Raw genomic sequence first — 16,293 nt, 5'->3', positions numbered from 1 at the left:
GCTTCAGAAAAGTAGTTATGTTTTTGGCATTGAAGTCATTAAGGGATTGTTTTAAAATTTAAACTCTGAACTCAAAATATGATTCATCACCTTAAAGGAAAATTGGTAGAAAAAAATCCAACGAATGTCATAGTTGAATGTGCAGGCGTAGGGTATTTTGTCAATATTTCGTTGCATACTTTTTCACGGTTAATCGACTCGGAGAACATTTCCCTGTTCACACACCTTCAAGTAAAGGAAGATTCACATACCCTGTTCGGTTTTGCGGAAAAATCGGAACGTGAAATTTTTAGATTGTTATTGTCGGTTTCGGGTATCGGTTCCAGTACGGCACGTACCATGTTGTCCTCGTTATCGCCTGTACAAATTAGGGATGCCATTGCAATGGGGGATGTGCCCATAATACAGGGTATTAAGGGAATAGGGGCCAAGACGGCCCAACGTGTGATTCTAGACCTAAAAGACAAGGTTTTAAAAATATATGATATTGATGAAGTTTCGGTAAGTCCAAACAATACAAACAAAGAAGAAGCGTTATCTGCTTTAGAGGTTCTTGGGTTTGCTCGCAGACAATCCGAAAAAATAGTGGATAAAATAACCAACCAAGACCCCACACTAAGCGTTGAGGACATTATAAAACTTTCGCTTAAAAATTTGTAATAAGTTTGAAAACAGGGGCTAAATCAATTCTTAAACCAACATTTAAGTTTCTTTTCTCTTTCATTGTTTTTTTTGCGGTCACAAATACTTCTTTGGCCCAAGAAACCAATGAGAAAGGGCAAGATTCTGTTAAAACAGGTTACTCCCTTGGAAAATTAAAGTTACAAAACCCGCAGAGCGTAGTTTCCAAATATACTTATGATCCAAAACTGGATAGATATATCTATACGGAGAGTGTTGGTGATTTTGATATAAACTATCCTATAATTTTAACCCCCCAACAGTATCGTGATTTGGTGCGAAAGGAGTCTATGAAAGACTATTTCAAAGAAAAAATCGACGCATACACAGGTAAAAAAGAGGGAAGTGAAGAGGCGCGTAAAAATTTGTTGCCTAACTTTTATATCAACAATAATTTCTTTGAGTCGGTTTTTGGGGGTAACACTATTGAGGTAATCCCCCAAGGTTCGGTTGCTATGGACTTAGGTGTGATTATTCAGCGCAACGACAACCCTGCCAGGTCTATAAGAAACAGAACCGTACCCTCCTTTGATTTTGATCAGCGTATAAGTTTGAGTATGTTGGGCAGCATCGGGGAACGATTAAAAGTAACCGCCGGATATGATACCGAGGCCACTTTTGATTTTCAGAATTTGGTGAAATTGGACTATACCCCTACCGAGGACGATATTTTACGTAAGATTGAAGTGGGTAACGTGAATATGCCCTTGAACAGCTCTTTGATACAGGGAGCGCAAAGCCTTTTTGGGGTAAAGACACAATTGCAGTTTGGGAGAACCACGGTAACGGCGGTCTTTTCCGAACAGCGCTCTCAAAGTAACACGGTAGTCGCACAGGGTGGTGGTACTTTAAATGATTTTTCCCTGACCGCTTTGGACTACGACGAGGACAAACACTTTTTTTTATCGCAATATTTTAGGGATAATTACGATAGTGCGCTAGAGAAATACCCCTTTGTACAAAGTCAGGTGCAAATTACCAGAATAGAGGTTTGGGTGACCAATAGGAGCCAGCAAACAACAAACGTTAGGAATATCGTGGCCCTTCAAGATTTAGGTGAGTTTGATGTTCTAAACCCTAGTCCTCTGGAAAGAACCACAAGGGCAGGTAGGCTAGAAGGGGTGACAGGAACTTTTTTCAATACAAATCCTAATGGCCCAAATGATCTCCCAAGGAATAATGCGAACAATTACGATCCTGCTTTAATTGCCAATGGGGGAGCATTGACTTCTTCAATACGTGATATTGCAACTGTGGAGGCAGGGTTCAATATACCTGGTTATACACCGCAACAAGGGTTTGATTATGCCTTTTTGGAAAATGCTAGAAAGCTGGAACCCAATAGGGATTATCAATTTGATACACAGTTAGGTTATATTTCATTGAACCAAAGATTGAGCAACGATGAGGTTTTGGCCGTCGCCTATCAGTATATTTTCAATGGTCAGGTTTTTCAAGTTGGGGAGTTCGCCAATGGCGGTTTGGATGCCACCACGGTATCTCAAGGTGTTAATCCAGTGGTTAGCAACAATACGTTGGTGCTAAAATTACTCAAAAGTAACATTACCAATGTTACCGATCCTATTTGGGATTTGATGATGAAGAACATCTATGCAACGGGCGCATTTAGATTGAGTCAAGAGGATTTTAAATTGAACATCTTGTACTCGGACCCCACGCCAAGAAATTATATTACTCCGGTAGAGCCTTTTCCAGCAGGTTCAAATGGACCGAATGGAAAACCACTGGAAGAACGAATTCTTTTGGACGTTTTTAATTTGGACCGTTTAAATGTTTACAATGATGTGCAGCCGGGCGGTGACGGTTTTTTTGATTTTGTTCCTGGCAGGACGGTAGACACGCAATCCGGGCGTATTATTTTTACTAAAGTGGAGCCTTTCGGGGAGTATCTGTTTGATTTATTGGGTGGTGGTGTTTATAATGTTGAGAATGACCAAGGTTATAATGAGAATCAACAAAAATACGTCTTCCGTAACATGTATGCGAAGACCAAGGCGGCTTCGTTGCAGGATGCCGAAAAAAATAGGTTTCAATTGACCGGGCGTTATAAATCCGAGGGGAACAATGGTATTCCCATTGGGGCGTTCAATGTTCCAAGAGGGTCGGTTCGTGTTACGGCCGGTGGTAGGCAATTGCAAGAAGGTATTGATTACACGGTAAATTATCAGGCGGGAACCGTACAGCTTTTAGACCCCAGTTTAGAGGCCTCGAATACGCCCATAAATATATCCGTAGAAAATAATGCGGTCTTCGGACAACAGACCAGGCGATTTACGGGAATCAATGTCGAGCACAGGGTCAATGAGAACTTTCTATTGGGAGCTACTTTATTGAACCTTAACGAGCGACCTTTGACCCAAAAATCCAATTTTGGTATAGAACCTGTGAACAATACCATTTTTGGCCTAAACGGTAATTTTTCTACTGAAGTACCTTTCTTGACCCGTTTGGCGAACAAACTCCCAAATATTGATACAGATGTACCCTCTAATGTTTCCGTTCGTGGGGAAGTGGCCTTTTTAAAGCCCAATTCTCCCAAAAATGCGGATTTTAACGGGGAAACCACAACATACTTGGATGATTTTGAAGGTGCACAGGCACTTATAGATATCCGTTCTTTTTTAGGGTGGACCTTGGCGAGTACACCATTGGAGTTTGCACCGGGTGGACAATTGTCAGGGAGTTCGCCAACAGATCCGGATAATTTGTTAAATGGTTATGGCCGTGCAAAAATGGCGTGGTATAGTATTGACCGTATCTTTTATAGCCGAAACCAAAGGCCTTCGGGAGTTTCGGATAGTGACGTGTCGTCCAACGAGACCCGCCAGATTTTTATCAATAGATTGTTCAATCAAGATGTGGCTCAGGGGCAGACCCAGGCCCAGAATACCTTGAACATCAATTATTACCCTAATGTAAAAGGGCCATACAACAACAACCCTAATTTTGATACCGAGGTACCGGAAAACAAATGGGCAGGGATTATGCGGCCTTTGAGCAGTACCAATTTTGAACAATCCAACGTAGAGTTTGTTCAGTTTTGGGTAATGGACCCCTATGTTGATGGAATTACAAATTCGCCGGGAGAATTGGTCATAAATCTGGGCAATATCTCCGAGGATATCTTGAAAGATGGTAGAAAGCAGTACGAAAATGGCCTTCCCGGAGTAAACAGTAACGATTTGGTAGCATCGACTTCTTGGGGGGAAACACCGTCAACACAATCGTTAGTATATGCATTTGATGCCGATGAGGCCAGCAGGGATTTGCAGGATATCGGTTTTGACGGACTGCCTGATGCCGAAGAGGGCGCAGTGTACTCCAACAATACCGGCCTCGACCCTGCCTTGGACAATTATCAATATTATCTGGCAAGGGAAGGTAACGTTTTGGAACGTTACTTGGATTATAACAACTTGGAAGGAAACTCCCCGGTCGAAGTAACGCAGACCGATAGAGGCTCGACCACCTTGCCCGATGTAGAGGATGTAGATAGGGATTTGACCATGAATACGGTAAACAGTTATTACGAATATCGTATCCAGATCAAACCGAATACTACGATTAACGATCAATATGTTACCGATATCTTGGAAACCGAACAGGTGCCGGCCGGGGAAGTTCCCGATGGTAGGAGTTTAAATAGGCGTTGGATTCAATATAAAATTCCGTTGACCGATTTTACCGATGCTATCGGTGGCATTACTGATTTTAGGTCCATTAGTTTTATGCGTATGTATTTAACAGGTTTCACAGGGCCTACCGTGCTTCGTTTTGCGACCTTAGATTTGGTTCGTGGCGACTGGCGTGCCTATACCCGTACGTTACAAGATGCCAGTATTGATGCCGACCCTTCCGATGATAACACAACGACCGACGTAAATGCGGTCAATATTGAAGAAAACGAAAATAGAACACCTATCCCATATGTGCTTCCACCAGGCGTGGTTCGGGAACGGTTGAACAACAACAACACGATAATCCGTCAAAATGAACAGTCCCTTTCTTTTGTCGTGGAAAATTTGGAATCCGAAGATTCAAGAGGGGTGTTCAAAAATGTGAATATTGATATGAGGCAATATGAACGCCTTAGAATGTTCATGCATGCTGAAAAGATAATTGATACCGACTATTCCGATGATGATACGCCCTTGGTAGGTTTCCTACGGATAGGAACGGACTTCTCCGAGAATTTTTATCAAATAGAACTGCCATTGCAGTTTACCCCTTTTGGAGCACTGACTGCCGAGGAAATTTGGCCCGATGTCAATGAGATCAACATATCGTTGGATGCCTTGAAAAAAGTAAAATCCCTAGGGATAGCCAACCAGACATTGAGTGAGGTGACCTATTATGATATTATTGATGGAGAGCCGGTTCCGGTACCGGAATTTGCGCCAAGAACTCTTGGGGCGCACAGGATTGGTATTCGCGGTAACCCATCCTTGGGAAGTATTCGCGGAATGATGGTAGGTATCAAGAATACGGATAATATTCCCGCCCGTGGCGAGGTCTGGTTCAATGAATTGCGTTTGGCAGGTTTGGACAATAATGGGGGATGGGCCGCAGTTGCCGCTATTGACGCGAACATGGCCGATTTTGCCAACGTATCGGCAACGGGGAGTAAAAGCACTTCAGGGTTTGGTGGCATAGATCAAATGCCCAATGAAAGGGCTCGGGAAGATGCTATCTCCTATGATGTGGTCACGAATGTGAATGTGGGACAGTTATTGCCAAAAAAATGGGGAATCACCATACCTTTTAACTATGGTATTGCCGAGCAGATCATTACACCCGAGTTTGATCCCGTATATGATGATTTACGATTGGAAGATAGAATAGCGGCGGCGGACACACCTGAAGATGCGGAAACCATACAAGAACAAGCAGAGGATTATACCAAGCGTACAAGTATCAACCTGATTGGGGTAAGAAAGGAGCGAGGTGAGGAGGCCGATGCCAATTTTTACGATATCGAGAACTTTACTTTTAACTATTCATATAACGAAACGGATCATCGGGACTTTGAGATAGCCAGTCTGCGCGATCAAAACGTAGTGACCGGGTTTGTGTACAATCATAATTTTAAACCTGTTGAAGTAGCCCCTTTTGCAAAAAAAGACTCCCTTTTTACAGGTAAGTATTGGAAATGGTTAAAAGATTTGAATTTTAATCTATTGCCAACCAGTGTATCGGTCAATTCAAACTTAAACCGCTCTTTCAACCAACAACGTTTTAGAGACGTATTGGAGCCAGGTGTTGATAGATTGGAACTACCTTTATTGCAGCAACGCAACTACCTGTTCAATTGGCAATATGCCGTAAACTATAGTTTGAGCAAATCCCTGCGATTAAATTTAACGGCGAGTAACAATAATATTGTCCGTAACTATTTTAACGAGGAAGGCAATGATGAATCGGGAATAAACGAGGCTTTGGATTTATGGGACGGTTTCTTTGATATTGGCGAGCCCAATCGGCACGCCCAACAAATGCAGTTGAACTATGATTTACCGTTCAATAAAATACCGGCGTTGGACTTTATAAATGCGCAATACTCGTACACCAGCAATTTTGATTGGCAACGTGGCGGTGATGCTATTGCAGAGGTTGCCGAAGAGGAATTAGGACCTGGAGCGCAAATTAATACGATACAGAATGCAAATACACATAACTTGACCGCAAACTTGACCCTGCAAAAATTTTATGATGTATTGGGGCTAAAAAAACGTTCGGGGAAAGAGGCCAATGCCAGACAACCCGTGCGAAGGGATAAAGCGGGCAATACCAAGGAGGATGCAAAGAAACCAAAAGGGAAGACCAGCGGGTTGTACAATACGGTTATAGATGTTGTTACTATGGTAAAACGTTTAAATATCAACTATAGCGAGAACAATGGTAAGGTATTGCCTGGATACACGCAAAGTGTTGGTTTTATCGGTACAACAAGACCCTCGTTGGGATTTGTTTTTGGTAGTCAGGCCGATGTGCGTTTTGAAGCGGCTCGTAATGGTTGGCTTACTGAATTCTCAAGGTTTAATGAACAATATATTGAACGTACCAATAAAATATTAAATCTGACGGCAACGGCTCAACCTACAAAAGATTTGACCATAGATCTTTCTGCCGATAGGCAATATTCCGATAGTTATCAGGAGAGTTTTAATATTGAAAATGGAGAGTACAATCAACTATTGGGCAATAATATTGGGAACTTTAGTATCTCGACGATGATGATAGGTACTGCTTTTAAGAAAAGTGATGAATTCAATTCGGAACTTTTCGAGACATTCAAACAAAATAGAATTATAATCGCCAACAGGTTGGTCTCCGATAGGGGACAGGTTCCAGGAACTTTAGACGATGATAATTTTCCCCAACGTTACGGGAAAACCCAGCAAGATGTTTTATTACCGGCTTTCTTCGCAGCCTATACAGGCCAAGATGTGAACCGGGTAAATTTGGATGCGTTTCGGGATATCCCTATCCCTAACTGGAATGTAAAATATACAGGGTTGATGAAAAATAAATGGTTCAAGAAAAAATTCAAACGATTTTCATTAAGCCATGGGTATCGGGCGGCATACAGCATCAACTCTTTTCAGACCAATTTGGAAAAAGAAAACGGAAATTTTAATACTGAAAATGAAGATTTGTTACCAGACCTGATTTTGAACACGGTAACTTTGAACGACGCCTTTAACCCATTGGTGCGCGTAGATTTTGAAATGAAAAACTCGTTGAGCGTTTTGGCCGAAGTACGAACGGATAGGGTGCTCTCCCTGAGTTTAGACAATAGCCTAATGACCGAGATAAACGGTAAAGAATATACTGTAGGTCTGGGCTATCGCTTTAAGGACGTAAAGTTGGTTACCAATATCGGGGGGCAAAAACAGCGCTTAAAAGGGGATTTAAACCTAAAGGCCGATTTGACCCTTAGGGATAACATTACCATAATACGCAATTTGGATATCGATAACAACCAAGTGACCTCGGGGCAGAACCTGTTCTCGTTTAAATTTACGGCAGATTACGCTTTGAGCAAAAACCTGAACGCACTCTTTTTCTACGATCATGCCTTTTCGGAATTTGCGGTTTCTACGGCCTTTCCGCAGACTACTATCAATACGGGCTTTACGTTGCGTTATAATTTTGGGAATTGATATCTTGTATACTTCTTGTCATTTCGAAATGAGATGCATCGCATCGAGTGAGAAATCCAAAGACTCTAAGATTTTTCAACGGAGCCTATCTTGAGCGCAGTCGAAAGGTTCGAATTGACAGAACAAAACGATAGTCTTTTCAAATGGGTCCCGAATTTTCGGGACGATTAAGAAATCTGAAAAAGTCATTTCGACGGAGTGAAACGACGAGAAATCTATATTGCCATTGAGCAATTTGCGGCATCTATACTATAGATTTCTCACACTCATTGCATTCGGTTCAAAATGACGGAGCGTAACTAGGGTCATTTCAAAACGAGAAGCATCATATCGATTGAGAAATCCAAAACATTTTCCATCTCAACTTCAACTCAGGTTTTTCTTGAAAATCGCCATGGAATAATCTACATTTGTTCAAAATCAAATAGAAAACAAATGAACATACCATCAGAATTAAAGTACACCAAAGATCACGAGTGGGTAAGTATAGAGGGCGACATGGCCACGGTAGGCATAACCGATTTTGCCCAAGGTGAGCTTGGTGACATTGTTTATGTTGAAGTTGAGACCTTGGACGAGACTTTGGACAAAGATGAGGTTTTTGGTACGGTCGAAGCGGTAAAAACCGTTTCAGACCTGTTTTTGCCCCTTACTGGTGAAATCGTGGAGTTCAATGAGGCCTTGGAGGACGAGCCCGAAAAAGTGAACAGTGACCCTTATGGTGAAGGCTGGATGATAAAAATCAAGATTAGCGATTTGTCCGAAGTGGAAAGTTTGTTGACCGATGCCGACTACAAAGCATTGGTCGGTGCTTAAAAAAGCAACATCCGGCATTGCTTTTGTTTCTTGGATGGCGACCGTAACCTATCTTAGCTTGGCTACATTGACCAACAGCGGTGGTGGATGGCTAAATTTGAATATACCGCACAAAGATAAAATCGCCCATTTCATATTTTATTTTGTGGCAACATTTTTGGGTTTTTTCTTTTTTTTGGGATTTTTTGATAAAAGAAACAAAATATTACCTGTTTTGATGATAAGCCTGTTATTTGCCATAACATATGGTATGGTTATTGAAATTTTGCAATATAATTTTTTTCCGAATAGAAGCGGGGATGTCTACGATGCACTGGCAAATAGTTTAGGTGCATTTGCCGGGGCGGTTGTGGTTAAACTGTTTTTTGCATCCAAAAGTGTATTAAAATAGGGCAATTAGTTGCTTTTGTATAAAATAAATAATTAAATTAGCGAACATTAAAATTTTGTAAGATGGAACTAAAAAAGAATCCTAAAGCTGATTTGAGGCGAAATAGCAGTTTATATTTTGTTATCGGTCTAGCTGTTGTAATGGCTCTGATTTATGGAGCTTTGGAATGGAAAACGTATGACGATAACAATGATTATGACATATCATTGAATGTTGAGGATCAGTTGGATGAGGAAGTTCCCATGACCGAACAGATAAAGACGCCACCGCCACCGCCACCGCCAGCGGCACCCGAGGTAATCGAGGTTGTCGAAGACGAGGAAGAAGTTGAGGAAACGGTAATCGAATCTACCGAAACCAGCCAAGAGGATGAGGTGATGGAAGTCGAAGATGTTGAAGTAGAAGAAGTCGAGGAAGATGTTGATGTACCTTTTGCGGTTATTGAGGACGTGCCGGTTTTTCCCGGTTGTGAAAGTGCCAGTAACAAAAGGGCTTGTTTTCAAGAAATGATGAACAAGCACATTAGAAAGAACTTTCGTTATCCAGAAATTGCACAAGAAATGGGTGTACAAGGAAGGGTAAGCGTGATGTTCGTCATTCAAAAAGACGGTAGTATCGGTGGTGTACGTATGAGGGGGCCGGACAAGAACTTGGAGAAAGAGGCCGCTAGAATCATTAGTAAATTGCCTAAAATGACTCCAGGAAAACAAAGGGGTAGAGCGGTGCGTGTACCTTTCAGTATTCCGATAAACTTTAAGTTGCAATAAGAATCCATTCAAAATGAATCATAAACAATCCCGAGTCTTGACTCGGGATTTTTATTTTTGGGCTACAGCCAAAATATATTTGGATTATTTTTTGGAGATTTTTTTCTAATACTGTTTATTCCACTGATTTTAAGCTTTTGTAAAAGGTCTCCCTTAATTTTTCGGGATTTATGAATCCGCTTCCGTGCGATTCGTCATAGGCTTTACTTAAGCTTGAATTTGTTTTTACTTCGTTGAGTGATGCCCCTTTGGTAATTTCCGCATCGATTTTCATTTTTATTTCTTCCAACATACCTACATATGTTTCAAGTTCCTTTTTGTTGGATGGTTTACCATGACCGGGGATGATTTTAGTTTCATCATCTATAAGCATCAAAGCCTTTTTGTGTGCTGCGATATAACCTGTTATACTACCACCGCTATTTAAATCGATAAAAGGATATCGACCTGAAAAGTAGGTGTCGCCCATGTGCAACACGTTGTTTTTCATAAAATATATCATGGCATCACCATCGGTATGGGCATTGTGCACATGAAACCCCATAATGGTCTCATCGCCATCGTGAAAAGTGATATCGTCCGAAAACGTAACTTCGGGTAACATTTTTTCGTAATACTCCTTGATAATGGTATTGTTCTCCAATTTCATTTTTTGGTTGCTTTTTATTCGCTTCCTTACATTATCGTGCGCCACCAAAGTAGTGTGTTCGGAATTAAATTTCGCATTGCCCCCGGAATGGTCCCCGTGCATGTGTGTATTGAATAGAAAAGCAATGGGCTTATCCGTTAGTTGGGCAATAGTGGTTTTTATCATATCGCTCAGGCGGTCAAATTGGTCATCGATCATGAATACGTTGTCTTCGCCAACATAAATACCAATATTTCCTCCCTGTCCCGTTAGCATGTAGACTTGGCTTGATAAGGTGTCAACGGTAATCGTAACCTTTTTTTGTTGTGCGTTCAGTAAAAGGGTTGTACATACCGTGGATAGGGCTAAAATGAATTTCTTTTTTGTTTTCATAATGTGGGTTTAATGCTTAGACGCACTGTTTGTCAAAAATAACATAAACCTCTGCATTTGGTTGCAAAAAATGGGTTTGGGGCGTATCTTTGCCAACCAATAAAAAATGTGCATGAAGACTGCGGTCAATACAGCAAAAACCTCCCCTTTATCTTTGGTTTTTACGGACTTTAAGGAAATCACCAAGGCAAGGTTGGCGGTAAGTGTTGTTTTCTCTTCGATTGCCGGTTATTTTTTAGGTGCTACTGAAATACAGCTCACTTCGGTATTGTTATTGGCCTTTGGCGGCTATTGTATGGTAGGCGCATCAAATGCCTATAATCAGGTTATTGAGAAAGATTTGGATGCATTGATGAACCGCACCAAAAATCGGCCCATACCAGCCGGTAGCATGACCGTGAACACCGCATTGTCCATCGCAATTACCATGACCGTGCTCGGTGTCATCGCACTGTATGTTCTAAACCCCCAAACCGCAATGTTCGGTGCTATATCTATTTTTTTATATACTAGCGTGTATACACCCTTAAAGACGAAAACGCCACTAGCGGTATTTGTTGGGGCGTTCCCAGGAGCTATTCCCTTTATGTTGGGCTGGGTGGCGGCAACGAACGATTTTGGCATTGAACCGGGAACTCTTTTTATGATTCAATTTTTTTGGCAGTTCCCACATTTTTGGGCTTTGGGTTGGATGTTGGATGACGATTACAAACGTGGCGGATTCAAAATGTTGCCTACCGGAAAAAAAGATAAGGGCACGGCACTACAAATAATTATGTACACCATTTGGATGATAGTCATTTCAATAATCCCCGTTTTTGGTATAACCGGTAGGTTACAATTATCGATCGTGGCGGCGATAGTTATATTTTTGATGGGAATGGTGATGTTGGTTTTTGCATTGCGCCTGTTTACGAGAAAAGACAATAAATCGGCACGTAGCTTAATGTTGGCCAGTGTAAGCTATATTACATTGATGCAGGTAGTTTACGTGGTGGATAAGTTTATATAGAGAGGATGGATTTAACAAAAGGTACGGAAAAGGAAAAGAGTGACAGGGCCAAAAAAATGATGCTTTGGTTTGGTATTGTGAGCTTGTTAATGGGTTTTGCAGGTTGGACGAGCGCTTACATTGTAAGTAGTACCAGGGAAGATTGGCTGCAGGATTTTGAACTGCCACAGTCTTTTTTCGTAAGTACGGTAATCATCATATTCAGCAGCGTCACATATTATTTTGCCAAAATGGCTTTGAAGTCCAATAAACAAAAACGAAGCACCACTTGGCTGTTGGTTACCTTGGGGCTTGGTATTGCTTTTATCTTATTGCAATTTAGGGGCTTTTCAGAGATGATAGGCAGTGGATATTATTTTACGGGCCCCACAAGTAATATAACGCTCTCCTATATTTTTCTCATTGCTGCCGTGCACATTGCACACGTGGTAGCGGGAATTATTTCTTTATTGGTGGTGATTTTTAATCAAACCAAGGGAAAATACACACCAGATGATATGGTCGGTTTGGAAATAGGAGCCACTTTTTGGCACTTTTTAGACTTTTTATGGGTGTATTTAATATTGTTTTTTTATTTCTTTCGATAATAAATAACTAGAAAGTCGGTTTTTGATGCTAATTAGTTTTTCGTTTGAACGAAGAAAACTATAAATTTGTGAAACTTTTATTAATACGATAGTAGTATATGGACTCAACGGTAACAACAGGTGCAGAAGAAAATGTTTGGGGAGGTGGCAACAGACCTTTAGGAGCTAGCTATGGAAAATTGATGATGTGGTTTTTCTTGGTCTCGGATGCCTTGACTTTTTCCGGTTTTTTGGCCGCCTATGGTTTTTCTAGATTTAAGTTTATAGAAACATGGCCAATCGCCGATGAGGTATTTACTCACGTGCCTTTTTTTCATGGTAACTACCCTATGTACTATGTTGCCTTTATGACATTTATTCTGATCATGTCCTCGGTAACTATGGTATTGGCCGTTGATGCGGGGCACAATAATAAAAAGAATGCCGTAATATGGTATATGTTCTTGACCATTATCGGCGGTGCTATATTCGTTGGTTCGCAAGCTTGGGAATGGGCTACTTTTATCAAAGGGGATTATGGTGCTCTCGAAACCAAAGGGGGTAGAATATTACAGTTTGTTAATGCTGATACAGGAGATAGGGCAGCCATAGGGGACTTCGCTAAAACCATACCGGGAGAGCGGGTAAAACATGAAAATAAAAATGGAATTTGGTATTATGACGAAGGCTACATGCCCAGTTATAATTTAGAGGAGGTCGTGGCCGGTTTCAAAGCTGACCCGAACATTCTTATACGAACTGAATTTATAAACGAAGAAGGTGAAAAGGCCGTATTGAACAGGGAACAGTCCTTGGCCAAGCTCAAAGAAGCTGTTCTGGTCGTAGAAGGTGCCAATCTGGTACGCAATGAATATGGTAGTAGATTATTTGCTGATTTTTTCTTCTTTATCACCGGTTTTCACGGTTTCCACGTATTTTCCGGGGTTCTTATCAACGTCATTATTTTCTTCAATGTTGTTTTGGGTACTTATGAGCGCAGAGGACATTATGAGATGGTAGAGAAAGTAGGGTTGTACTGGCACTTTGTAGATTTGGTGTGGGTATTCGTATTTACGTTTTTCTATTTGGTTTGATCTTAGACGACGTATCGTAAAGTAAAAATCTATTGAATAGTATTTAAATTATAAATTGAGAAATGGCACACGAACATAAATTAGAGATATTCAGGGGGCTACTAAAATTTAAGTCCAATACCCAGAAAATATGGGGTGTTTTGATATTCCTTTCCGTAGTAACCGCTATTGAGGTAGCCTTGGGTATTATGAAACCTGCAGTTTTGGTCAAAGGAACCTTTCTAGGCATGAAATTGTTGAATTGGATATTCATCATTTTAACATTGGTAAAAGCATATTACATCGCATGGGACTTTATGCACCTTAGGGATGAAAAAAGCTCCTTGCGTAGAGCCATAGTTTGGACTCCTATTTTTTTGGTGGCCTATTTGGTCTTTATACTCCTTTTTGAAGCGGATTATATTTATAACGTCTTCAAGGACGGCTTTATAAAAATAGATTTCTAACGTATAATTAACAGTATTAAAAGACGGTCTTTAGAGCCGTCTTTTTTATTTTTGTACTATAATTTAAGCTATTGAAAAAGACCTTTGTTTTAGTTGTTTTATTTGTAATGCCCATCGTGGTATATCTGTTTTTTGCTTCGGGGGTTACCAACTTTGGGAAGTTGGCCATAGTTACCAAAAATGTACCCGATATAAGCCTCTTGGATGCCGGCCAAACCTTTAAGGAAAAGATTACCGTTTTGGGTTTTTTGGGAAATGACGTGGGCCAGAAAAAGGGTAATGCCTTTAATTTAAATCAAAAAATATACAAACGTTTTTACGAGTTCAAGGACTTTCAATTTGTGATGGTCATGCCGCACGGGACCGAGTCAGAAGTCGAGAAACTCAAAGCAGAGCTAGGCGAACTGGCCGATGTGAAAAAATGGAAATTTGTTCATAGTGACGAACAAAACATAAGAACCCTATTTTCGGGTTTAGAGTCCAATATTACCTTAGATGAAAACCTTGGTACCCCTTACGTGTTTATAATTGATAAGGATAATAACTTGAGGGGTAGGTCAGATGATGAAGACGAAGGGTTAAAATATGGGTTCAATACCACGTCAGTAGCTGAACTCAACAATAAAATGGAAGATGATGTAAAAATCATTTTGGCCGAGTATCGTTTGGCACTCAAAAAGAATACATCTGACCGAAAAAAATAATATGAATAAAAAATATACATATGTTTGGGTATCATTGATAATATTGGTTTTTGGAATCATTTTTATACCAAGGATTATCAACAGGATAAAACAAGGCACTATTGTCGAAAGCGACCGAATGAGCGGTACCGCAAGCCCCATTTATCTTGAATATGTAAAAGATAGCAAAGGCAACAAGAGAAAGGTCCCGGCTTTTGAGTTTATCAACCAAGATAGTTTGGTGATATCAAACGCAGATTATTTGGGCAAGGTTTATGTAGTAGAGTTCTTTTTTACCACCTGCCCCACCATATGTCCTATTATGACCGATAATCTAATAAGTATTCAAGACGAATTCAAGGATTCCGATGCGTTCGGAGTAGCTTCATTTACCATTAATCCAAGATACGATACGCCAAAGGTGTTAAAAGAGTATGCCGAAAAGTATGGGATTACAGATTTGGATTGGCATTTGCTTACCGGGGATAGAGAGGCTGTATATAATTTAGCAAATAATGGCTTTTATTTGGGCGCCGAAGAAAATGATAAAGTTGCCGGCGGGTTTGAGCATTCGGGAATGTTCGCTTTGGTTGATAAACAAGGTTATATACGTTCACGCAAAGACAAGTTTGGTAACCCCATAATTTATTATCGGGGAATGGTCGCTGAGGAAAAAGGGGTAAACAAGGACGGTGAGAAAGAACAGATATCCATTTTAAAGCAGGATATCAAAAAATTATTGGAGGAATAATTATGGATACCATTGCTGCAAAGGAGAAAAAATTCAATACACTTATAACTATTGTGTCAATAATAGTACCAGTTGTCGTGGCACTTTTGTTTCGAGTAAAAATACCGAACGTAGAGCCTTTGAGTTTTCTCCCCCCCATATACGCGTCCATAAATGGTTTAACGGCCGTTTTATTGATAGTGGCGGTTTGGGCGATAAAAAACGGAAAGCGGGAACTACATCAAAAATTGATGACAACGTGTATTGCATTGTCCTTGCTTTTTTTATTAATGTATATCGGCTATCACATGACATCGGAGTCCACCGCTTTTGGAGGAGAAGGAATCATAAGATATGTGTACTATTTTATATTGATCAGTCATATTTTTTTATCGATAGCCATTATTCCCTTGGTTCTAAAAACATATGCGAGGGCGTATTTAAAGAAATTTGAGAGTCATAGAAAATTGGCCAAGATCACGTTTCCCATTTGGTTGTATGTTGCCATAACCGGGGTAGTGGTCTACATCATGATTTCACCCTATTATGCAAATTGATACACGTCTTTGCGATCGTTGGGCTAAGTAGTTTAAGAAATGAAAAAGATTTTATTTGTTGTGTTGCTTGTTTTGCTTTTCTCCCAGTCGGTAGAGGCACAGTGCGCTATGTGCCGTGCTGTACTGGAAAGCGAGGAAGGCGGTAAAACTGCTGAAGGCATCAATAACGGTATTGTTTATCTAATGGCAATCCCATATATTCTTGTGGCCGGACTGTTTTATTTTATCTATAGAAAAATGAGAAACTAATTTTTTAACATTATTTTAAGATATATAGTGTAACAGATTTGCCGTTGGTGTAGTCTACTATTATATAGTATGCGCTATACATCAATCAATCACTAA

At 40.5% G+C, this 16,293-nt stretch carries 14 protein-coding genes; 13 read left to right on the top strand and 1 reads right to left on the bottom strand.

The genetic code is table 11. From position 1 onward, the window contains the following. Positions 1-78: 78 nt before the first annotated feature. From ruvA to HYG79_RS04020, 5 genes are all read left to right on the top strand, one after another. Positions 79-660, top strand: a complete 582-nt coding sequence (gene ruvA / locus HYG79_RS04040) for a Holliday junction branch migration protein RuvA (protein ID WP_179240882.1) — start codon at positions 79-81, stop codon at positions 658-660. Between the two features lie 5 nt (positions 661-665). Then, positions 666-7,865, top strand: coding sequence for a T9SS outer membrane translocon Sov/SprA (gene sov, locus HYG79_RS04035; protein ID WP_179240881.1), 7,200 nt, complete (start codon positions 666-668; stop codon positions 7,863-7,865). 435 nt (positions 7,866-8,300) lie between these two features. Further along, a complete protein-coding gene (gcvH, locus tag HYG79_RS04030; RefSeq protein ID WP_179240880.1) occupies positions 8,301-8,681 on the top strand; it encodes a glycine cleavage system protein GcvH in 381 nt (126 codons plus the stop codon). Next, on the top strand, positions 8,674-9,072 hold the full coding sequence (locus HYG79_RS04025) for a VanZ family protein (protein ID WP_179240879.1): 399 nt from the start codon (positions 8,674-8,676) through the stop codon (positions 9,070-9,072). Before gcvH ends, HYG79_RS04025 begins: the two co-directional genes overlap by 8 nt. Before the next feature lie 62 nt (positions 9,073-9,134). After that, the gene (locus HYG79_RS04020) at positions 9,135-9,839 is read left to right on the top strand and encodes an energy transducer TonB (RefSeq protein ID WP_179240878.1); all 705 of its coding nucleotides are present in this window, start codon (positions 9,135-9,137) and stop codon (positions 9,837-9,839) included. A gap of 115 nt (positions 9,840-9,954) precedes the next feature. Here the strand turns inward: HYG79_RS04020 and HYG79_RS04015 are convergent, their stop codons facing one another. Then, entirely contained in the window at positions 9,955-10,860 is a 906-nt protein-coding gene (locus HYG79_RS04015; protein ID WP_179240877.1) for an MBL fold metallo-hydrolase, read from the bottom strand. Between the two features lie 112 nt (positions 10,861-10,972). Between HYG79_RS04015 and cyoE the strand changes: the two genes are divergently transcribed. The 8 genes from cyoE (at position 10,973) to HYG79_RS03975 (ending at position 16,197) form a co-directional block, all read left to right on the top strand. Continuing rightward, entirely contained in the window at positions 10,973-11,872 is a 900-nt protein-coding gene (gene cyoE / locus HYG79_RS04010) for a heme o synthase (protein ID WP_179243477.1), read from the top strand. Positions 11,873-11,877: 5 nt separating this feature from the next. Further along, entirely contained in the window at positions 11,878-12,459 is a 582-nt protein-coding gene (locus tag HYG79_RS04005; RefSeq protein ID WP_179240876.1) for a cytochrome c oxidase subunit 3, read from the top strand. Between the two features lie 98 nt (positions 12,460-12,557). Continuing rightward, the gene (locus HYG79_RS04000; RefSeq protein ID WP_179240875.1) at positions 12,558-13,532 is read left to right on the top strand and encodes a cytochrome c oxidase subunit 3; all 975 of its coding nucleotides are present in this window, start codon (positions 12,558-12,560) and stop codon (positions 13,530-13,532) included. Positions 13,533-13,594: 62 nt separating this feature from the next. Beyond that, positions 13,595-13,978 carry a cytochrome C oxidase subunit IV family protein gene (locus tag HYG79_RS03995; RefSeq protein ID WP_179240874.1) on the top strand — a complete coding sequence of 128 codons (384 nt, stop codon included), beginning with the start codon at positions 13,595-13,597 and terminating at the stop codon, positions 13,976-13,978. 71 nt (positions 13,979-14,049) lie between these two features. Beyond that, the gene (locus HYG79_RS03990) at positions 14,050-14,682 is read left to right on the top strand and encodes a thioredoxin domain-containing protein (RefSeq protein ID WP_179240873.1); all 633 of its coding nucleotides are present in this window, start codon (positions 14,050-14,052) and stop codon (positions 14,680-14,682) included. Between the two features lies 1 nt (position 14,683). Further along, a complete protein-coding gene (locus HYG79_RS03985; protein WP_179240872.1) occupies positions 14,684-15,412 on the top strand; it encodes an SCO family protein in 729 nt (242 codons plus the stop codon). Between the two features lie 2 nt (positions 15,413-15,414). After that, the gene (locus HYG79_RS03980) at positions 15,415-15,948 is read left to right on the top strand and encodes a DUF420 domain-containing protein (RefSeq protein WP_179240871.1); all 534 of its coding nucleotides are present in this window, start codon (positions 15,415-15,417) and stop codon (positions 15,946-15,948) included. A 39-nt stretch (positions 15,949-15,987) separates the two neighbouring features. Continuing rightward, positions 15,988-16,197, top strand: coding sequence for a hypothetical protein (locus HYG79_RS03975; RefSeq protein ID WP_179240870.1), 210 nt, complete (start codon positions 15,988-15,990; stop codon positions 16,195-16,197). Positions 16,198-16,293 lie beyond the last annotated feature (96 nt).

The organism is Costertonia aggregata (assembly GCF_013402795.1).
Classification (GTDB): domain Bacteria; phylum Bacteroidota; class Bacteroidia; order Flavobacteriales; family Flavobacteriaceae; genus Costertonia; species Costertonia aggregata.
Note: the sequence above shows the minus strand (reverse complement) of the source record. Positions and strands in the feature narration are given on the sequence as shown.